15 protein-coding genes are annotated in these 19,402 nt (G+C 64.3%); 2 read left to right on the top strand and 13 right to left on the bottom strand.

Annotated features, from left to right (window positions below; translation table 11 throughout):
• Nucleotides 1-107: 107 nt before the first annotated feature.
• Nucleotides 108-848 (top strand): hypothetical protein, encoded by a 741-nt coding sequence (locus tag ACQ4WY_RS09545; RefSeq protein WP_436503777.1) that lies wholly within the window; start codon nucleotides 108-110, stop codon nucleotides 846-848.
• Nucleotides 849-877: 29 nt separating this feature from the next.
• Here the strand turns inward: ACQ4WY_RS09545 and ACQ4WY_RS09540 are convergent, their stop codons facing one another.
• The 13 genes from ACQ4WY_RS09540 to ACQ4WY_RS09480 all read right to left on the bottom strand — a co-directional run bounded on the left by ACQ4WY_RS09540 (nucleotide 878) and on the right by ACQ4WY_RS09480 (nucleotide 18,331).
• Nucleotides 878-1,849 (bottom strand): hypothetical protein, encoded by a 972-nt coding sequence (locus ACQ4WY_RS09540; RefSeq protein WP_436503776.1) that lies wholly within the window; start codon nucleotides 1,847-1,849, stop codon nucleotides 878-880.
• Nucleotides 1,850-1,980: 131 nt separating this feature from the next.
• Entirely contained in the window at nucleotides 1,981-5,097 is a 3,117-nt protein-coding gene (locus tag ACQ4WY_RS09535) for an efflux RND transporter permease subunit (RefSeq protein WP_436503775.1), read from the bottom strand.
• A 9-nt stretch (nucleotides 5,098-5,106) separates the two neighbouring features.
• Nucleotides 5,107-6,270 (bottom strand): efflux RND transporter periplasmic adaptor subunit, encoded by a 1,164-nt coding sequence (locus tag ACQ4WY_RS09530; RefSeq protein ID WP_436503774.1) that lies wholly within the window; start codon nucleotides 6,268-6,270, stop codon nucleotides 5,107-5,109.
• A gap of 13 nt (nucleotides 6,271-6,283) precedes the next feature.
• Nucleotides 6,284-7,699, bottom strand: a complete 1,416-nt coding sequence (locus ACQ4WY_RS09525) for an efflux transporter outer membrane subunit (RefSeq protein WP_436503773.1) — start codon at nucleotides 7,697-7,699, stop codon at nucleotides 6,284-6,286.
• Between the two features lie 16 nt (nucleotides 7,700-7,715).
• Nucleotides 7,716-8,423, bottom strand: a complete 708-nt coding sequence (locus ACQ4WY_RS09520; RefSeq protein WP_353660218.1) for a CerR family C-terminal domain-containing protein — start codon at nucleotides 8,421-8,423, stop codon at nucleotides 7,716-7,718.
• A gap of 263 nt (nucleotides 8,424-8,686) precedes the next feature.
• Entirely contained in the window at nucleotides 8,687-10,048 is a 1,362-nt protein-coding gene (locus ACQ4WY_RS09515) for a hybrid sensor histidine kinase/response regulator (protein ID WP_353660219.1), read from the bottom strand.
• A gap of 142 nt (nucleotides 10,049-10,190) precedes the next feature.
• Nucleotides 10,191-10,925: a 2OG-Fe dioxygenase family protein gene (locus ACQ4WY_RS09510; protein WP_353660220.1), complete on the bottom strand. Its 735-nt coding sequence runs from the start codon at nucleotides 10,923-10,925 to the stop codon at nucleotides 10,191-10,193.
• 103 nt (nucleotides 10,926-11,028) lie between these two features.
• Nucleotides 11,029-13,062, bottom strand: a complete 2,034-nt coding sequence (locus ACQ4WY_RS09505) for a TonB-dependent receptor (protein ID WP_436503772.1) — start codon at nucleotides 13,060-13,062, stop codon at nucleotides 11,029-11,031.
• A 22-nt stretch (nucleotides 13,063-13,084) separates the two neighbouring features.
• Complete coding sequence (locus tag ACQ4WY_RS09500; protein WP_436503771.1) at nucleotides 13,085-13,573, bottom strand: DUF6702 family protein; 489 nt, start codon at nucleotides 13,571-13,573, stop codon at nucleotides 13,085-13,087.
• Nucleotides 13,570-15,945, bottom strand: coding sequence for a M1 family metallopeptidase (locus tag ACQ4WY_RS09495; RefSeq protein ID WP_436503770.1), 2,376 nt, complete (start codon nucleotides 15,943-15,945; stop codon nucleotides 13,570-13,572). Before ACQ4WY_RS09495 ends, ACQ4WY_RS09500 begins: the two co-directional genes overlap by 4 nt.
• Nucleotides 15,946-16,110: 165 nt before the next feature.
• Nucleotides 16,111-16,572: a MarR family winged helix-turn-helix transcriptional regulator gene (locus ACQ4WY_RS09490; protein ID WP_289903768.1), complete on the bottom strand. Its 462-nt coding sequence runs from the start codon at nucleotides 16,570-16,572 to the stop codon at nucleotides 16,111-16,113.
• Between the two features lie 101 nt (nucleotides 16,573-16,673).
• Complete coding sequence (locus ACQ4WY_RS09485) at nucleotides 16,674-17,492, bottom strand: sugar phosphate isomerase/epimerase family protein (protein ID WP_436503769.1); 819 nt, start codon at nucleotides 17,490-17,492, stop codon at nucleotides 16,674-16,676.
• Nucleotides 17,492-18,331 carry a phytanoyl-CoA dioxygenase family protein gene (locus ACQ4WY_RS09480; protein ID WP_436503768.1) on the bottom strand — a complete coding sequence of 280 codons (840 nt, stop codon included), beginning with the start codon at nucleotides 18,329-18,331 and terminating at the stop codon, nucleotides 17,492-17,494. Before ACQ4WY_RS09480 ends, ACQ4WY_RS09485 begins: the two co-directional genes overlap by 1 nt.
• Before the next feature lie 109 nt (nucleotides 18,332-18,440).
• Between ACQ4WY_RS09480 and ACQ4WY_RS09475 the strand changes: the two genes are divergently transcribed.
• Nucleotides 18,441-19,400 carry a LysR family transcriptional regulator gene (locus tag ACQ4WY_RS09475; protein WP_436503767.1) on the top strand — a complete coding sequence of 320 codons (960 nt, stop codon included), beginning with the start codon at nucleotides 18,441-18,443 and terminating at the stop codon, nucleotides 19,398-19,400.
• Nucleotides 19,401-19,402 lie beyond the last annotated feature (2 nt).

The following is a 19,402-nucleotide window of genomic DNA, read 5'->3' as shown; positions in this document are numbered from 1 at the left end:
CGCGCGTGCACGGCGTGGCTGTTTGCCGCAGCCGGTGTAATATTCTGGCCTGGGAAAGCAGCGGCGTGGTGCCAGCTGCTCCCGTCACGAACGAACGAGGTCGCAGCATGACGATTTTTGGCATAGGCATCCACATCCTGATCGCGGTATTTTTTGCGATTCACGTGGTGCGCAACGGGCAGCAGCTGTACTGGCTGCTCATTTTATTCATGTTCCCTCTGCTGGGCAGCGTGGTGTATTTTTTCGCCATTTACCTGCCCAATTCGCGCCTGCCGCAAGGTGCGCGCAAGGTCGCGTCGGTGGCCGTGCAAGTGCTCGATCCGAACCGCGAATTGCGCGAGGCGAAGGCTGCTTTTGAGTATACGCCGACGGCGCAGAACCAGATGCGCCTGGCCAGCGCGCTGCTCGAAGCGGGCAATGCGCAGGAAGCGGCATCGACGTATGAAGCCTGCCTGCAGGGAGCGTTTTCATCGGACCTGGAAATTCGCCTGGGCGCGGCGCGCGCCTACCTGGAATGCGCGCGCGGCGCCGAAGCGCTGACGCACCTGGAATTCATCCGCCGCAGCGACATCCATTTCCGTCCCGAGATGGTGTCCCTGCTGACTGCGCGTGCGCTGGCGCAAAGCGGGCGCCAGGCGGAAGCGAAGGCGGAATTCGACGATGCGCTGACGCGCTACAACAGCTTCGAGTGCCGCGCCGAGTGTGCGATCTGGGCGCTGCAGCGGGGCGACAAGGTGTTGTCGGAACGCCTGCTGCTCGATATCGACAGCGCCATGGCCCGCTGGAGCAGCCATACGCGTGCCATGTATGCGCCGCTGCTGGTGCGCCTGGAGGCGGCGCGCAGGTAGCGGCATGGCGGTGCCTGGTGGGTATTTTCTTACACGCCAGGCACCGTGTTTTTCCCTTCAATTAATTTATATCCCTTGCCATCGAAAGCATAGCGCGCGTGGCCGTTCAACGGCGTGGCGATGCGCGGCGGGTCCTCGTCCGGCTTGACCGTGACGCCGGGCTTGATCTTCTCGGAGGCGCCTGTGAAGTCGATTAGCAAGTCGTCGTAGGCGCCGCCATTGCGCGCGGGGGCGAAGCGCCACTGGCCCTTGACCATCCAGCACTCCTCCATGTCCGGCGTGCAGGCGCCCATATTGTCTGAATACAGGTCGATGCCGCCATCGAGCGCGGTCACTTTGCCGTCGCCGATTTCAAACAGGGCCAGTTGCGTGATGGTGTAACCCTGGCCCGTATAGCCATGGCGGATCGCCAGCCCCGGCTTGTTTGCGCCCAGCATGACCCAGTGCACTTCGCCGAGCTGCCCCGATGAACCCAGGGCGGCGATGTTTTCCAGTCGTTTCACGACTTGCCACTGGCCGTCTTCCGGCTGACCCTTGGGCGTCAGGAAAAACACATTCAGCAGTCCCGACGAGGCATGCGCCGATTCGGCCGTGCCTTCCGTGTTGGCCGTTTCCGCATTCGCCACCAGGATGGCGCGGCCATCGGGCAGCAGCTTGTGGCTGACGGCGCTGACCACGTAACTGAGTTTGTCGACGTGCTTATCAGGATCGGACAGGTCGGCCAGCGCATCGTCGCTGTCGCTGCGGTAGTCCTTGCCGAAGACGGCGCGCATCATGCCTACTTCGCGTTCGCGCGCCTGCGGCGTGTTCATCGCTTCCGTCCTGGGTGCGGTGGCGGCCGGCGGCGGCACGTGTTCGGCCGATGCCGTGTCGGCAGCGGCAGCGGGAACATCGCTTACCACGTCAGCTGCCAGGTCGGCGCTGGCGGGGGCGGTCTTGTCCGAGCAGGCGCCGAGCAGTGCGGATACCATTAACAGGACGAGCGGGGTGCGGTATTTCATAGGCAGGGCAGATTGCGTTCATTGAGAATGGGCGCAGTATGCCAGATAGATGGAGGCGAGGGAGCGCGGCCTGGCGGCCGGTCCTTCGCTTCCTTGCCCGCAAGGGGCGATTTTGCAAACAATGGCGGCCCTTATTTTTCCAGCGCCACCTTGTCATCGCGCCGCGCCGGCGCCTTCTGGCGGCGCAGTCTGGCCATGCCGCGCTTGAGCAGGTGCTCCAGGTCGTCGATGTAGGTGAACACGGCCGGCACCACCAGCAGGCTCAGTAAGGTCGACGTGATCAGGCCGCCGATGACGGTAATGGCCATCGGCGAACGGAAGCTGGGATCGGCGCCCCAGCCCAGCGCCAGCGGCATCATGCCGGCGCCCATGGCGATCGTCGTCATCAGGATGGGGCGGCTACGCTTGTGGCAGGCGTCGACCAGTGCATCGAAGCGGTTCATGCCGGCCTGGCGCGCCAGGATCGCATAGTCGACCAGCAGGATGGAGTTCTTGGTGACAATCCCCATCAGCATGATCAGGCCGATCATCGACGGCATCGACAGGGCGCTGCCCGTAATCAGGAGGGCCACGAAGGCGCCGCCGATCGACAGCGGCAGCGCCGCCAGGATGGTCACCGGTTGCATGAAGTCCTTGAACAGCAGCACCAGCACGCAGTAGATGCACAGCACGCCGATCAGCATGGCCAGGCCGAAGCTGGCGAACAGCAATGCCATCTCCTGCGCGTCGCCCAGTTCGGCGATCTTCACGGACGGCGGCAAATTCTTCATCGACGGCAGCGCGCGTGCTTCTTCATTCAGTTCGCCGAGGGTGCGCGAACCGAGTTCCACGTCGAGGGTCACGTTGCGGCTGCGGTTCAAACGGTCGATCTGCGCCGGGCCGCTTTCCATCGTCACCGTGGCTACGTTCGCCAGGCGCACGGGGCCATTCTTGCCGGGCACCGTCAGGCGCTCGATGGCGGCCAGGTCGGCGCGCACGCTGTTGGGCAGCTTGACGCGGATCGGCACTTGCCGCTCCGGCAGGTTCATTTTGGTGAGGTCCGTGTCGTAGTCGCCGGCCGTGGCCACGCGCACTGTTTCGCCGATGGCTGCCGCCGTCACGCCCAGGTCGGCCGCCTTGGCGAAATCAGGACGCACGATGATTTCCGGGCGCACCAGCGAGGCGCTGGAATTGACGTTGCCGATGCCTTTCAGGCCGCGCAGTTCGCGCTCGACCTTTTGCGCCGCCGCCATCAGCGCCACCGGGTCTTCCGAACGCAGCACCAGTTGCATCTTGACGCCCGAGTCGGGCGGCCCCACCGTGAAGCGGGCGCCGGGGATCGTATCGAGCTTGTGGCGCAGCTGGGTTTCCAGGCCTGCCATCGATTCCTTGCGCTCGGTGCGGTGCATGGTGGTCAGGGTCAGCACGGCGCGGCGCGCCTCGGCCGCCGCGCCGGGGGCGAAGGCGTCGCCGCTGGAGCCACCGCCAATCGAACTGAAGACGCCCTTGATGCCGGGCGTTTGCATGGCTGCATTGCGCGCCAGTGCCGCCACGGCTTGCGTTTCGCCCAGGGTGGAGCCGGGCGGCAGTTCCAGGTTGATCAGCGTCTGCGCGCGGTCGGCGGCCGGCACGAAACCCGTCGGCAGCAGCGGCACGAGCGCGATGGCGCCGACAAAGAACAGGGCTGCGGCGATGACCGTGATGCCACGGTGGTTCAGGCACCAGCGCATGACCTTCAGGTAGCGCGTCATCAGCCAGCCATCCTGTTCTTCCTTGTGCGGCAGCGGTTTCAATAGGTAGGCGGCCATCATCGGCGTGAGCAGGCGTGCCACCACCAGCGAGGCCAGCACGGCCAGCACGGCCGTCCAGCCGAACTGCTTGAAGAACAGGCCGGGAATGCCGCTCATGAAGGCCGTCGGCAGGAACACGGCCACCAGCGCGAAGGTGGTGGCGATCACCGCCATGCCGATTTCGTCGGCCGCTTCCATGGCCGCCTCCATGGGCGACTTGCCCATGCGCAGATGGCGCTCGATGTTTTCGATTTCCACGATGGCGTCGTCGACCAGCACGCCGACGACCAGGGCCAGCGACAGCAGGGTGACGGTATTGAGCGTGTAGCCGAACCAGTAGATGCCGAGGAAAGCCGGCATCACGGACAGGGGCAGGGCGGCGGCGGCCACCAGGGTGGCGCGCCAGTCGCGCAGGAACCACCACACCACCAGCACGGCCAGCAGCGCGCCTTCGTACAGCAGCTCCATCGAGCCGACGAAGTTTTCCTCGACGGGGAAGGCATTGTCGATCGACTGCTGCAGCACCACGTTGGGGTTTTCCTTCTGCAGATCGGCGATGGCCGCACGCGCGCCCTTGGCGACGGCCACTTCGCTGGCGCCCTTGGTGCGGAACACTTCAAAGGCGACGACGGTCCTGCCATCCTGCTCGGCCAGTGCGCGCGGTTCGGCGACCGTATCGCGCACGGTGGCCACCTGGTCCAGGCGCACATGGCGGCCGTCCGGCAGCGGCACTTCCACGCGCGACAGTTCATCGGCCGTTTTGACGGTGGCGATGGTGCGCACCGACTGCTCGGCGCCGCTGATATCGCCCCTGCCACCAGGCGCTTCGCGCTGCACCAGGCGCAGCTGGCGCGAGACGTCGAGGGCCGACACTTTCAATGCCGCCATGCGCGCCTCGTCGAGTTCCACCTGGATCTCGCGGTAGACGCCGCCCACGCGGTTGACGGCGCCCACGCCGGGCACTGTCAGCAGGCGCTTGGCCACCGTATTGTCGACGAACCACGACAGGTCGGGCGCGTCGAGCGGGTTGTCCACGCCTGGTTTCGCCGTGGCGATGAAGGTCAGCACCACGCGGCCTGCCGTGGACGCCTTGGTGACGGTGGGATCGCGCAGCTCGGCCGGCATGTCCGCCTTGACCCGCGCGACGGCGTCGCGCACGTCGTTGACGGCTTCGGCGATCTGCTTTTCCAGGATGAATTCAACGGTCACTGTGACGACGCCATCGAGCACTTTGGTGTAGATGTTTTTCACGCCTTGCAGGGTGGCGACGGAGTCTTCGATCTTGCGCGCCACTTCCGTTTCCAGCTGGGCCGGCGCGGCGCCGGGCAGCACCGCGCTGACGGTGACGATGGGCAGTTCGATGTCGGGGAAATCCTGCACCGGATTGGCCTTGTAGGCCAGCAGACCGGCCAGGGTCAGCAGCGCGAACAGCATGATGGCCGGGATCGGATTCTTGATCGAGAGGGAGGAAAAATTCATGGTCTCTCCTTACTTTTTCGTCGCGGCCGGCTTGGCCGCTGCTGTCACCGGGTTTTGCACATTACGTACCAGGTCGCCGTCGTTGAGGAAGCCGGCGCCGCTGACGACAATCGTCGTGTCGGCCGTGATGCCGCCTAAAATCTCGATGCGGTCGCTCAGGCGTCGTCCGGCCTGCACCTTGATCTGGCTGACCCGCTGGTCGGCATTCAGGCGGAAGACGTAGCTGAAGCCGTCGCGCACGGCGATCGCCTGCTGCGGCACCGTCAGCGCGCCCGAGGTACCCAGTTCAAATTCGCCGCTGGCGTACATGCCAGCCTTGAACGGCGCATTGTTGCCGGTGCTGGCCGGCAGGTCCACATACACGAGGGCGGAGCGGGTCTGCGGGTCGACGGTAGGGGCGATCATGCGCACCTTGCCCGTCAGGACGCTACCGTTGGCTGCCTTCACCTGCGCCAGGGTGCCCGGTTTCAAATTCAGCAGCTCGGTGGCCGTCACTTCGGCGCGCCACTCGAGGCGGCCCTGGCGGATCATGCGGAACAGCTCCGTGCCGGCGCCCACGACGGAACCGACGGTGGCCGAGCGCGAGGAGATGATGCCGCTGTCGGGCGCCACCACCTGCGTGTATTTCAGGCGCAGTTGCTGCGACGCCAGTTGCGCCTTGGCGGACGCGATGCGCGCGTTGGCCGTCTGTTCGGCCGTCAGGTATTGGCTGATCTGCTGCGCGCTGATGGCGCCCGTGCTTTGCAGCGAGCGGGCGCGCTGCGCGTTCGCGGCAGCCTCGGCTGCATTCGCTTCCGCTTCCAGCACGGCGGCCTTCGTTTGCGCCACGTCGGCGTTCACCGTGTCGTTTGAGAACACGGCCAGCACCTGGCCGGCGCGCACGACATCGCCCACGTTGACGCGCACGTCCGTCAGGCGCAAGCCGTTCGATTCGCTGCCGATGACGGCTTCCTGCCAGGCGGCCACGTTGCCGTTGGCCTTCAGCTTGATGGGCAGGCTGGCCGTTTGCGGCTTGGCCGTGGTGACGGTGAGGGCAGGTTTTTGCGCCGCATTTTTGTCCTTGGCGTCGTCTGCCGCGGTGGAGGACGGGGAGTACAGGGTAACGCCAGCGCCCAGCGCCACACAGAGGGCGGCCAGTGCCAGTGCCATCGGTTTCAAGGTCATTTTTTTCATGTTGTCGTATCCGTCAAGGTGCGTTGTTGGCGATGGCGCTGCTGCTGTTCCAGCCGCCGCCGGCGGCGCGGTACAGCGCCACCCAGGCGGCGCTGCGTTCGCGCTCGAGGTTGACCACCGTGTTTTCGGCGGCCAGGCGCGTGCGGCGCGCGTCTTCCAGTTCGATCAGGCTGGCTAGGCCATTCTTGTAGCGGTCTTCTGTAGCGACGAACGACACGCGGTATCCTTCCAGTGCCGTCTTGGCGTAGTTGCTGCGCTCGTCCGTGCTGGCCAGGTTGACCAGCGCCTCTTCCACTTCGCGCACGGCCTGGCGCACGCCGGCACGATATTTCACCACCGCTTCGTCGTAGCGCGCCGACGCCGCATCGACCTGGGCGCGGCGGGTGCCGCCATCGAAGATGGGCAGGCTGACGGCCAGCGGGCCGATGCTCCAGGTGCTGGCCGTGATGCTGGTGCCGCCAGCGCGGATATTGCCCTTGCCGATGGAGCCGGCCAGGCTCAGACGGGGATAGCGCTGCGCCTGCGCGCCGCGCACTTCGAAGCTGGCCGCCGCCACTTCGCGTTCGGCGCTGTAGATGTCGGGACGCTGGCCCAGGGTTTGTGCCGGCAGTTCCGCAATCGCCACGGGCGAGGGCAGGACGGCAGGGCTGGCCGCAAGCTTCTGGCGCAGCGACGCTTCCGGCATGGCCGACAGGGCCACCAGCGCCTTGACATTCACATCGCAGGCGGCGCGTTGTTCGATGGCGCGGCTGGCGCCTTCGGCGGCGCTGGCACGGGCCAGGGCGGCGTTGGCGGGCGGCTGGAAGCCGGCGCCGGCGCTCAGTTCCGTCAGGCGTGCCGAGTCGCGGCGCGAGACGGCGTCCTGTTCGGACACTGCCTGCAATTGCTGGCAGGTGCGCAAGGCGTAGTACTGGTTTGCCACTTCGGCGGCGACCGAGACGCGGGCCTCATGCCAGCCCGCGCGCGCGCTGTCGTAGCGCTCCTGCGCCGCATCGCGCGTGGCGCGGTTGGCGCCGAACACGTCGATTTCCCACGACGCCTGCAGCGCGGCCTGCGAGGTGGTGCCGCTGGGTTGCTGCGACTGCTGGCTGGTGCGCACCACGCTGCCTGTCGCGTCGAGCGTGGGCGCCAGCGCGGCGCCGCTGGCGATGCTGTCCGCGCGCGCCTGCGCGATGCGCGTGCCGGCGGCGGCGATGGTCGGGCTGACCTGCTGCGCATCGGTGATCAACTCCACCAGCAGACTGTCGCCCTGGCCCTGCCACCAACTGGACAGGTCCGTCAGCTTGCCGTTATGCGGCAACGGTGCCTGCCACTGCGCGGGTGCGCTGGCGGCCACCGCTGCGGGCGGCCCCTGCAGGGCGCAACCGCCCAGCGCCAGCACGATGCTGGCGGCCAGGACGCGTTGAACGGTGCATTGAATAGTCGTCATGCTTGTCCTTCTCTTGTCATTGAGCGGTGGGGGTAGAGGGAGGAATGGCCAGGCGCCGGCGCTCCACGTCGGCCATGGCCAGCGCGTAGTCGGTCATGCGCGCCAGCCAGGTGTCCATGGCGCGCGGCGATTCCAGCAGTTGCGGACGCAAGGTTTGCAGCACCTCGGTGCCGACCATGTGCTGCAGGGCCAGCGAGGCGATGGAAAACGCCAGGCGGTGCATGTCGTCGCTGTTGTCGGGTGCACCCAGGTGGCGCGCCAGCACGCGCGTGAGCGCTTCATGCTCGGGGCGGATGTTCTGGTCGATCTCGTGCGCCCACAGACCCGTCGGTTCGAGCATTTCGCGGCACCACAGGCGCATGCAGTCGCGCGCGATCTCGCTTTGCTGCATGGGGGCGAGCAATTGCGCATAAAAGCCTTCCAGGCTTTGGCGCAAGGTGAAATGGGGTTGCTCGTACAGGGCGATATTGTCTTGCGGATCCGAGGACTGCTGCGCAAAGGCGGCGCGGTACAAGCCCGCCTTGTCGCCAAAATAGTAGCTGATGGCGGCCGCGTTGGTGCCGGCCGCCTGCGCCAGTTCGCGCGTGGACGTCTTGGCATAACCCTGCTCGGCAAACAGGCGGATGGCGCTATGCAGCAGCCGCTCGCGCGACTGCTCGCCGTCGGAACGGGGCTTGCGCCCGTCGTCGGCATGGGAAGTGGGGGTGGCGTTTTTTTCAATCATGCCGGAGATTTAATCATATATCTCAAACGATTGATATAACTAAGTCGGTTGATTTAGTTAAGGAATGATGAAGATAATGTAAAACGCAGGCAAAAAAAAGCCCGCGGTTGTATTCGCGGGCGTAATCCAATGTTCGGAGAACGAATTGGAGGAGACAGTTCCACTATAGCGCTGGAAATGGTGCAGTGCAATACCGTAGAACTACGGTATCGGTCTGTTTTAGATGGCAAAAAATCCAGAGTTTATGTTGCGGCGCACCGGAATCAGGGCTTGCTGCGCAGGGCCAGCGTAAATGTGCTGCCGGAACCGTAGTCGCTGTTGAAGAACAGGGCGCCGCCGATGGCGTTGGCCAGGTTCTGGCACAGGTATAGGCCCAGTCCCGCGCCTTCCACGTGGCGCGTGGAGGTGGAATCGAGCTGCGAGAAGGCCTGGAACAGCTTGGCCTGGTCTTCTTCCTTGATGCCGGCGCCACTGTCGGCGATGCTCATTTCCGTCACCAGCACGCCGTCTTCCTCGCGCTGGGCCAGGCTGATGCGCACCGTGCCTTGTTCCGTGAACTTGATCGCGTTGTTGAGCAGGTTGATGAGGATTTGCGTCAGCGCGCGGCGGTCCGTGTCGATGATGGCGGGCGGCTGGCCCGCTTCTCCCAGTGCCATTTCCAGCGCCAGGCCTTTTTGCTGGGCCAGCGGGCGCAAGGTATCGGCCACTTCGGCCATCAGCTCCTGGCAGTGCACGGGTTCGATCGACAGGGTCAGCTTGCCCGCCTCGATCTTGGCCACGTCGAGGATGTCGTTGATCAGCGAGAGCAGATGGCGCGCGCTGGCGCGGATGGTGTTCAGTTGCTTGTCCTGGTCGGACGTCAGGGGACCGGGCAGTTTCATCAGCAGCGCGCCCGTGAAGCCGATGATGGCGTTCAACGGCGTGCGCAGTTCATGCGACATGTTCGCGATGAAGGCGGACTTCATGCGGCTCGCTTCGGCCAGTTCCAGGTTTTTCAGGGCGATTTCGCGGTTGGTGGTTTCCAGTTCGGCCGCGTGGTGCGCCAGGCGCATGTTCAGCTCGATCACCTGGCGTTCGCGCGCCTGCAGTTCGCCGTTGACCTGCACCGCCTGTTCATAGGTGGAAATGAGCAAATCGAGGATTTGCTGGCGTTCCGCATTGATGAAATGCTTTTGGTCGCCCAGGTACAGGGCGATGCCGATTTCCACGTTCTGGTTCTTGCGCAGCTTCTGGTTCATCAGCATGTGGCTGATGCGGTTGAGCAGGTAGTCTTCCGCGTAGGGCTTGCGGATGAAATTGTCGGCGCCGCACTCGATGCCGCGGATGATGTCCTTCGGATCGTTGAGCGAGGTGACGAGGATCACGGGGATGTCGCGCAGGGTCGGATCGGACTTGATAGCGCGGCACAGGTCGTAGCCATTCATTTCAGGCATGACGATATCGGACAGCACCAGGTGCGGCTTGCGCTCGCGGATGGCGGCCAGGGCCAGCTGGCCATTCGCCGCCACGCGCGCGTTATAGTGCAGCGACTGGATCAGGCGGCGCAGGCGCTCCGCCTGGGTCGGGCTGTCCTCGACGATCAGGATCTCGATTTCGTCAGGCTTGATTTGGTTGTTGGAGTCCACAGACCTCTCCTAGAATTTCAGTGTGGTGGTGCTGGGCGCCGTGAGCGCGCAATATCGACATCGTATGACTATATCGGATTTAGGTCTGCAAAAGTAACTTCCAAGTAACTATTTTGGCCACAGGGAATGCTGTGGCCGCCTGTCAGTTTTCGCCTTGGAACTGGCCTGCGCGATAGGTCAGCACGAGCGTATCGCGGTGTCCATGTTCGCCGATGGGCTGGATCGGCGTCGATTCGTGGATCACGGCTGCATCGTCGAGCAGCAGCAGCGACCATGGCTCGGTCAGGGTAAAGCGCTTGCCGTTGGGGCCGTCTGCCTCGAAGATGCGCGTCTCGCCGCCCTTGACCTGTTCGCGCCCGATCAGCAGCACGGCGACGAAATCGACGCCGTCGCGATGCGCGCCTTCCGGCGTGGGGCGGCCGATGCCATCGGTCGTATCGATGCGGAACTGGTGCGCCTCGATGAACCAGGGCTGGCTGCCCTTGACCTGCGAGCAGACGTCGCCCAGCGCGCGGATCAGCTGCTGCCAGGCCGGCTGCGCCACGATAGCCGCTTCGACCGGTTCGAACAGGCGGTGCATGCCGCCGTGCAGGGCGTTGTATTCCACCGGTTGCCAGTGCGGACGGTGCGCCGTCTGCGTCAGGCGCTCGCCATCCTGCACGAAGCACGAGTGGCGCCGGCGGCGATAGCGGCCGCCATCCTTCAGGTAATTATCCAGCGCCAGGGTATTCCAGCTCGGTTCCAGCGCGCGCAGCGCGGCCAGCGGGCAGCCAGCCAGCGCGGCCACGTCCTGCGGGCGCAAGACGGCATAGCCGTCATCGCGCAAGGCGTCCTTGACGTGGGACGGGTCGGTAAAGATCGGTGCGGAAGTGCTCATGGCGGTGCCGGCCGCAACGCGGCCTGTCTCAGTTTATCCAGCCTGGCATTCTACGACTTCGCAGCGTTTCCTGTGCAGTGCGATAAGAATTATTCTTGTTTACTTAAAAATTCTTTACCAGGGTCAGGCGCAGCGAGCGCGATTCCACCGGATGGAAGTGGATATCGTCGACGGGCTGCGTCTCGCCGGGCAGGCGCGAGGCATAGTAGTAATCGATGGCCGAGTCGCGCCGGTTGGCCAGGTTGTAGCCCTCCAGCTCCACGCGCAAGGTCTTCTTGATCTGGTAGGCGATGCGCCCGTTCAAGCCCACGCTGGCCGACGAACGCACGCTGTTGTCTTCAATCAGAGGGCGCGGACCGAAGTAGCGCAGGCGCAAAGAACCCGACCACGGCCCTGGCGGCGTCACCGTCATGGCCAGCTGGGCCACGCCTTCGATGGCGCCGGGGATGAAGTCGCCCGCCGGGTCGCTGCCGCGCGAGCGTGCCCGCGCATATGCCAGGTCCAGGTCCAGCGACAGCCAGCTGGCCGCCTTGTAGTAGCTGGAAAACTCGATGCCATAGCGGCGGCTGGGGCGGCCCGCTTCGGTGGCGCCGGCGTCGCCGATGAACAGCAGCTCGGAATCGAAGTCCAGGCGGTACAGCGACAGCGACGTTTGCAGGCCGGCGATGGCGGCGCTGCGCAGGCCTAGTTCCAGTCCGCGCGAGCGTACCAGGGGCGTGACCTTGTCGGCCGTTTCGCCCGTCTTCGGGTCGACCGTGATCGTCGTGCCGCGCGCGTCGTTGCTGTGAAAGCCATTGCCGATGTTGATGTACGCTTCCGTATCGCGCCATGGCCCCGCGATCACGCTCAGGCTGGGGCTGAACAAATGGTCGCTGGCCGTGCCCGAATTTTCCGGCCGGTCGCTGCGCACGTCGAAGCGGTAGGCGTCCGCGCGCAGGCCGGCCACGGTGCGCAGCCAACGCGACCAGCGCGTGCTGTTTTCGCCGTACACGCCAATGCTCGATTCGACGATATGGTCTTGCCGCGTGGTCGATACGATCTGTCGCTGCCGCGTGTTGTACAGGCCATTGTGGATATTGTCGTTCTGTAGCTGCAGGCCGATGGTGGTGTCGCTGCTGCCCCTGTCCGTGTGGCGGTGCCAGGTATGGCTGGCATCGAGGCCGGACGTCACGCGCCGGTCGGGCTGGGCGAACTGGTCGCCGTTATCGGGGTCGTCCAGCGCATACGTAAAATTCGAGAACAGGGCCAGGCGGTTGGCGATCACATACGCGCTGACCTTGGACGACACGTCGTCCCTGGTCTGGCGCCACGCGCCCGACAGGCTGTAGCGCTGCGCCTTGCCGCCGTCGCTGGCATCGATGGCGTCGAAGCGGCCCAGCGTGCCGTCCTGCACGGCGCGCAGCGGAATCTGGTCGGTGGCATTCCAGCTGGCGTCGTACGCCATGGCCGTGACGTTGAAGCCATTGTTGGCATAGCCCTCGCTGTAGCGCAGCACGCCATTGAGCTTGCGGTAGCGGTCCGGCTGCGTGAACGGGCCATCGTTATGCTGCGCTTCGAGCGCGTACAGCAGGCTGCCGTCGCCCGCATCGAGCGTATCGGCCAGCAGGGCGCGGCGAAAGCCGTTTTGTCCGATGCCCACGCTGGCGATGCCCTGCGTCAGGCGATTCGCATAGACGACGGACGCCGCGCCGGCCGAGGAAAAATCGCCTTGTGCCGCCGAATACGGCCCCTTTTTGTAATCGAGGCGCATGGCCAGTTCGGGGATCAGGAAGTTCAGGTCCGTCCAGCCTTGTCCGTGGCCATGGCTGCGCTGGTTGACGGGCATCTCGTCGACGGTGGTACGCAAGTCCGTGCCGTGATCGAGGTTGAAGCCGCGCAGGTAGAACTGGTTGGCCTTGCCTTCGCCGCTATGCTGGCTGACGATCAGCCCCGGCACGGCTTCGAGCAATTCGCCGGGCCGGTAGCTGGTGCGCGCGTCGAGCTGCTTTTGCGTGACGCTGCCCGCGTTGGCCGAATCGGCCACGCCCAGCTGGTTCAGGCGCGAACCGTCGACCAGCACGCGCTGGAAGATGTCATCGGCGTGGGCTGCGGGTGAAAACAGGGCGGCGAGGAGGAGGGCAAGAGAGCGTGGCGTCATGGTTGTATGGGTGTGGCGGGGCTTACCGGATCGGCAGTTCCGTGTTCTGGCGGTCGAAAAACAGCGTCTGGATGGTGCCGCTGTCCTGCACGTTGAGGGTGTTGCGCTGGCTGGGCAGGAAATCGATCAGCAGCTGGTTATGGATGCGCGTGGCGGGGGCCAGGCGCGTGTGTTCGATTTCCTGGAAGATCACCACGTTGTCGGCATTGACCTTCATGCCGACCCAGTTCAGGCGCAGGCGCTTGCCGTCCGGCCCCACGAGATAAAACTGTTTTTCGACATAGCGGCGCAGCGCCGCTTCGCTGTCTTCCTGGCCCAGGTCGAACTGGCGCTGGTACAGGTTCGTCAGCAGCGCCTCGACGTCGTGGCCCGTGTAGGTGTGCACTACTTCCGTGCTGCCGCTGGCCGCGTTATAGCTGATGTCGGCGATGCCCATGTGGAAATTGTGGGCGCCGGCTGTCATGCTGGCGCAGGCCAGCAGGGTGGCGGCCAGCGCGCGCCAGTGCTTCACGCCTCGTCGCCCTTGGCCGAGCCGCCGTTCTTGCCTTTCAACGGCGTATGAAAATCGCGCATCAGGTTATCCTTGGGCGACTTCTCGCTCTTGAACAGTTCCAGGCGCGATGGCGTGACTTTTCTCGGCCAGCTATTGTTGCTGGTGTCGATGTCGGCCGTTTCCCAATACGGGTCCTGCACCAGGCCCACCATCGGTTCATCCGTGATGACGACCTTGGTGATTCTCTTCGGCGAGTAGCGCCATACTTCGGCCGGCACGCGCTCGACGTACTTCTTGCCGCTTTTCAGTTCGATTTCGAGGATCAGGGGCATGACCATGCCGCCCACGTTCGACAGGTCGATCAGGTACAGGTGTTTGCCCTGTTTCAGCAGGTCTTTTTCCCACGGTTCCAGCGTGGCCAGCGCCTCGGCATAGGCGTTGCGGTCCTTGTTGGTCACCGTGAAATCGTCGTGCTGGTTGTAGAAATCCTTCAGTTCCGGATGCGCATCGACCCGGCGCGGCATGCCCTTGTTGGCGCGGCTCGTGACGGATTCCGGCTGGGCGTCCTTCTGCGCCTTTTTCCAGGCTTTTTCCGTTGCCGGATCTTTTGAGCTCACGCCGTATTCGCTGATGCCGTCGATGCTGATGTCGACCGGGTCGGTCGTGTAGAACCAGCCGCGCCAGAACCAGTCCAGGTCCGTGCCGGAAGCGTCTTCCATGGTGCGGAAAAAGTCGGCGGGCGTGGGGCGCTTGAACTTCCAGCGCTGCGCATATTCCTTGAACGCGTAGTCGAACAGTTCGCGCCCGAGGATGGTTTCGCGCAGGATGTTCAGGCCCGCCGCCGGCTTGGCGTAGGCGTTGTTACCGAACTGCAGCAGCGATTCGGAGTTCGTCATGATGGGCACCTGGTCGCGGCTACGCATGTAGTCGACGATTTCGCGCGGCTCGCCGCGCGAGGCCGGGTAGTTTTCTTCCCACGCCTGCTGCGCCAGGTATTGCACGAAGGTGTTGAGGCCTTCGTCCATCCACGTCCATTGGCGCTCGTCCGAGTTGATGATCATCGGGTAGTAGTTGTGTCCCACCTCGTGGATGATCACGCCAATCAAGCCATACTTGGTGCGCTTGGAGTAGGTCAGCTCGCCCGTCTTCTTATCCTTGACGGGGCGCGGGCCGTTAAACGAGATCATCGGATACTCCATGCCGCCCACGGGGCCGTTGACGGAGATGGCCGTCGGGTACGGGTAGTCGATGCTGTACTTGTTGTACTGTTCAATCGTGTGCACGATGGCTTGCGTGCTGTACTTTTCCCACAGCGGATTGCCCTCTTTCGGATAGTAGGACATGGCCATCACATCGCTGCCGCCTTTCTTGTAGCCCTGCGCATCCCAGATGAACTTGCGGCTCGAGGCCCAGGCGAAGTCGCGCACGTTGGCCGCCTTGAAGTGCCACGTCTTTTGCGCGCGGCTGACGGATTTTTCGGCCGCTTCCGCCTCTTTTTGCGTGACGATGACGACGGGCTTGTCGCTGCTGCGGGCCTTTTCCAGGCGTTCACGCTGCGCGGCTGAGAGCACGTCCTGCGGGTTTTGCAGCGCGCCCGTGGAGGCGACGATATGGTCGGCAGGAACCGTCAGCTGCACATCGTAGTCGCCGAACTCCAGCGTGAATTCGCCCGAGCCGAGGAACTGCTTGTGCTGCCAGCCGGCCGCGTCGTAATAGGCAGCCATGCGCGGGAACCATTGCGCCACTTCGAACAAAGCGTTCTTGTCGTCGAAGACTTCATAGCCGGCGCGCCCGCCCAGCACCTTTTGTTCGTTGATGCGGTAATCCCAGTCGATCTGGAAGACGAAATCCTGGCCCGGTTTCAAAGGCTGCGGCAGGTCGATGCGCATCATCGTGCGGTTCATTACATATTTCAAAGGCTGGCCATCGGTGCCCTTCAAGGCGCGGATATTGAAGCCGCCCTGGAAGTCGCCGCGCGCCAGGATGCCGCGCAAGCCTTCGAATTTCATGGTCTCTTCGCCAGCCGTTTTGGCCCATGCCTGGCGCGAGGGCGCCGTGGTCATGCGGCGCGCGTCGGAATCGGGCTTGTAGATATTCTGGTCCAATTGCACCCACAGGTAGCCGAGGGTGTCGGGCGACTGGTTATGGTAGGTGATGGTGCCGCTGCCGGCGATCTCGCGTTTGGCTTCGTCCAGGGTGGCGCGGATGGTGTAGTCGGCGCGCTGCTGCCAGTAGGCGTGGCCCGGTGCGCCGGAGGCGGTGCGGTAGGTGTTCGGGGTGGGCAGCACCTCTTCGAGCTGGCGGAACTTGTCGTCGAATGGTTCGGCAGCGAAGGCCGATACGGTAAAGCAGAGAGCCAACGAGGCTACGGAGCCGAAAGGTAAGCGCATATTCACCCTGGTGTTGTTGTAAGGAAATAGTGGCAACTATTCTATACGCAGGGTGAGGCCATCCATGTATCGATTTGTAATAAAGAAAGGCGGATTTTGCGCCAGCTTTTGCCTGGCGCTGTCAGGGGGATGCTTTGCCTGATTTTGCTCGGAAAAGCGGTGCTTTTACTCACTTTTCATCAAGCTGTCGCGCAACTGGTTCAGCTGTTGTTTCATGTCCACAACCTGTTCCACACTGCAGTGGCTGGCCGTCAGTATGGCTTCGGGCAACAGGGCTGCTTCGTGGCGCAGCTGGTCGCCCTGTTCCGTGAGGGAAATGATGACCTGGCGCTCGTCGCTGGCGGCGCGTGTGCGCGTCAACAGCCCCGACTGCTCCATGCGCTTGAGTAAGGGCGTCAGGGTGGCCGAGTCGAGGAACAGGCGCTCGCCCACTTCCGACACCGTCAAGCCGTCGCGCTCCCACAGCACCATCATCACCAGGTATTGCGAATACGTCAGGCCCAGCTTGCGCAGCAGCTTGCGGTACAGCTTGTTCATGGCAAGCGAGGTCGAGTACAGCGCAAAGCACAGCTGGCTGTCCAGGCGCGGCACCTGGTGCAAGGGGTTGGGGGCGGTGGTGGTATCCATGGGCACAGTATATATAGTGCGCTACTTAATGACAAGCGTGGCTTGCCTGCGCCAGGGCCCCGGACGGGCTGGCCCGGGGCATGGGGAGCGGTCGTGGCGTACTACTGCGCGTACCGTGCGCGCAGCAGATCGAGCATGGCGACGTTCTGTTCCCAGGCATCCGTCACGGGTTGCTGCGTCCAGGGCAGGGTTTGCGTGTATGGCGCAGGGCCGAATTCCGGTGTGAACGTCATGCGCTCGGCGCCGGCCGCGCGGCGCAGCGCGACGATGGCGTCCCACCACGCCAGGTGGGCGTCGAGCGCGGCCTTCGCTTCCGGCGCGCGGAAGTCGGCTACCTGCGGGCCTTGTGCATGGCCCACGCGCGCATGCACGTGGCGCACCAGCGGCAGCACTTGCGCCAGGGTCTGCGGCTGGTCTTCCAGCAGGGATTCGCAGGCGCAGCACCAGTGCGATAGGTCGGCCGTCAATGGCAAATCCGGGTACTGCATCAAATAGGGCAGCAGCAGCATCGGGTGGCCGCTGAAGCGGCTGCGGTGGATTTCATGCACGATGGGCACGCCGTGCTTTGCCGAGATGGCGGCGGCCAGGTCGAGCAGCTCTGCGTTTTGCGCCTGGCTGTAGTAATCCTTGCCCGTGTGCGTGTTGACCAGCACGGGGCGTGCCAGGCAGGCGTTTTCCAGCAGTTCGGCCAAGGCGGCGCGGTGCAGTTCGAAGTCGCTGTGGAAGACGGTTTCCCACTGCGCGGCGATCAGTTGCAGTCCCGCCTTGGCGATGCGGTCCGTCCACTCCTCGCGCAGGGCGGCGTCCAGCGGCAGCGACATCTCGATGCCGTCGAAGCCGGCCGCCGCTACCCTATCGATGAAGACGTCGGGCGGCAGCTCGTTATTGCCCCAGTGGGCGGCAAAGACGTCGATGCGCATCAGACGAAGCCCCGCACGGGGAACGTTGCGTCGCGCTGTATCCAGTTGTGGGCCGCGTATTCCGTCTGGCCATCGGTGGCGTGCAAGGTATAGGCGTGGCGCGAGACGGGCGAGCGGTTCGGCGCGCTGTAATGGGGCAGCAAGCCGTGGAAGCAGACGAGGGCGCCCGCCTTGACTTCCAGTGGCACGGCCGTGCTGTCGTCGGGCCAGGGCATGGCGTCGAGTTTTTCCACGCGCACCTGGTCGCCGTTGCGGATGAAGCGTTCGCGCAGCGGGCCGCGGTGGCCGCCCGGTTCCGCCCACAGGCAGCCGTTTTCCAGGGTCGCGTCTTCCAGCGCGAACCAGAAGGTGGTCACGCTGATCGGCGTGGTTTCGAAATATGTGGCGTCCTGGTGCCAGCGCACTTCGCCGCCGATGCCGGGCTGTTTAAAAATGTACATCGATTGCCATACTTGCGCATCCGCCAGGCCCAAGTCGCGCGCCACTTCGGCCAGCTTCGGGTCGGCCGAAAAAGCGCGGAAGACGGGGTCCAGGTCATGCATGGCGTGGCCGATCTTGTTGATCGACAGCGATTTTGCCTGCTTCAACTGGCCGTCCGCGCCGAACGCCTCTTCCTCGAAGAAGCAGCGGATGGTGTTGTCGGAGGCGAGAAAATAGTCGTTGGTGTTTTTTGCCTGGTCGCGCGTGGTGAAGATGGACTGGCTGACGCTGGGATCGAATTCGTTGACAATCTGTTCGGCGCGCGCGCGCAAGGCGGCGATCTCGTCCGCACCCTTGAAATCGGGCAGGATGATGTAGCCGTCGCGTTGGTATTGTTCTTGTTGCAGGATTGTCAGCATGGCGGCGGCTCCGGAGGTCAATGGAAAGTGCCATTGTAGGATGGGCGAGGGCAGCAAACAATCGCCCAACGGTTGACAGATTGTCGCCAAAGCGATGACAATCTTTGACATGGATCAATTAAAAGCGATGGAAATCTTTGTCGAAGTGGCGCGCCAGCGCAGCTTCACTGTGGCCGGCCAGCGCCTGGGCCTGACGCGGGCCATGGTCAGCAAGACCATCATGCAACTGGAAGAACGCCTGCATGCGCGCCTGCTGCACCGCTCCACGCGCGAAGTGAGCCTGACGGATGCGGGCCGCGCCTACCTGGCGCCATGCATGGCCACCGTCAGCCAGGCGCAGGAAGCGGCGCGCATGGTGGCGCACGTGGCGCAGGCCGGTGCGGGGGCGGAGCTCGCCGGGCCGCTGCGCATCCAGGCGCCATCGAGTTTCGGCAGCGTGTGGCTGGCCGATGCCGTCGCCCGATTCAGCCTGCTGCACCCGCAGGTGCAGGCCGAGTTGTTTGTCGACGATGCGCTGCTCGACCCGATACGCCACGGTTTTGATTTGACGATACGGGTCGGCGGCATCCCGGACAGTAGCGCGCTGGCCATGCGCCCGCTGGCGCCGTGCCGCGCCGTGCTGTGCGCCAGTCCCGCCTACCTGGCGCAATGGGGCGTGCCGCAGACGCCGCAAGAGCTGCTGAAGCATCAGTGCCTGCATTTCAGCCACCTGACCGATGGCACGAACTGGCATTTCCAGCGGGGAGAAGGGGAACAGCGCGAGGAGGTGAGCGTGCGCGTGCAGGCGGGTTTTACTGCGAATAATGGGCTGGTGCTGCACCAGGCGGCGCAGCGGGGACTCGGCATCGTCTACAGCACCACGTTCCTCGCCTGGCGCAATCTGCTCAATGGCAGCCTGCTGCCCGTGCTGTCCGGCTGGGACCTGCCGCTGAATCACTTGAGCGCGCTGTATCCGGCTAGCCGCCAGCCGTCGCCCAAGGTGCGCGCGCTGATCGATTTCCTGGTGGCCGAATACCAGCCCGTGCCACCGTGGGACCGCGAGCTGGAGGCTGCCGGGTTTTTCAGCTGAGG

Origin of the sequence: Janthinobacterium salmonicoloratum, assembly GCF_051380845.1 — a bacterium.
Lineage (GTDB): Bacteria > Pseudomonadota > Gammaproteobacteria > Burkholderiales > Burkholderiaceae_D > Janthinobacterium > Janthinobacterium lividum_F.
Note: the sequence above shows the minus strand (reverse complement) of the source record. Positions and strands in the feature narration are given on the sequence as shown.

Coding starts and splice junctions, on each gene's coding strand:
- ACQ4WY_RS09530 (WP_436503774.1), bottom strand. CDS start 6,270: ATGAAAAAAATGACCTTGAAACCGATGGCACTGGCACTGGCCGCCCTC.
- ACQ4WY_RS09505 (WP_436503772.1), bottom strand. CDS start 13,062: ATGACGCCACGCTCTCTTGCCCTCCTCCTCGCCGCCCTGTTTTCACCC.
- ACQ4WY_RS09480 (WP_436503768.1), bottom strand. CDS start 18,331: ATGCTGACAATCCTGCAACAAGAACAATACCAACGCGACGGCTACATC.
- ACQ4WY_RS09525 (WP_436503773.1), bottom strand. CDS start 7,699: ATGACGACTATTCAATGCACCGTTCAACGCGTCCTGGCCGCCAGCATC.
- ACQ4WY_RS09485 (WP_436503769.1), bottom strand. CDS start 17,492: ATGCGCATCGACGTCTTTGCCGCCCACTGGGGCAATAACGAGCTGCCG.
- ACQ4WY_RS09545 (WP_436503777.1), top strand. CDS start 108: ATGACGATTTTTGGCATAGGCATCCACATCCTGATCGCGGTATTTTTT.
- ACQ4WY_RS09495 (WP_436503770.1), bottom strand. CDS start 15,945: ATGCGCTTACCTTTCGGCTCCGTAGCCTCGTTGGCTCTCTGCTTTACC.
- ACQ4WY_RS09520 (WP_353660218.1), bottom strand. CDS start 8,423: ATGATTGAAAAAAACGCCACCCCCACTTCCCATGCCGACGACGGGCGC.
- ACQ4WY_RS09540 (WP_436503776.1), bottom strand. CDS start 1,849: ATGAAATACCGCACCCCGCTCGTCCTGTTAATGGTATCCGCACTGCTC.
- ACQ4WY_RS09475 (WP_436503767.1), top strand. CDS start 18,441: ATGGATCAATTAAAAGCGATGGAAATCTTTGTCGAAGTGGCGCGCCAG.
- ACQ4WY_RS09490 (WP_289903768.1), bottom strand. CDS start 16,572: ATGGATACCACCACCGCCCCCAACCCCTTGCACCAGGTGCCGCGCCTG.
- ACQ4WY_RS09535 (WP_436503775.1), bottom strand. CDS start 5,097: ATGAATTTTTCCTCCCTCTCGATCAAGAATCCGATCCCGGCCATCATG.
- ACQ4WY_RS09510 (WP_353660220.1), bottom strand. CDS start 10,925: ATGAGCACTTCCGCACCGATCTTTACCGACCCGTCCCACGTCAAGGAC.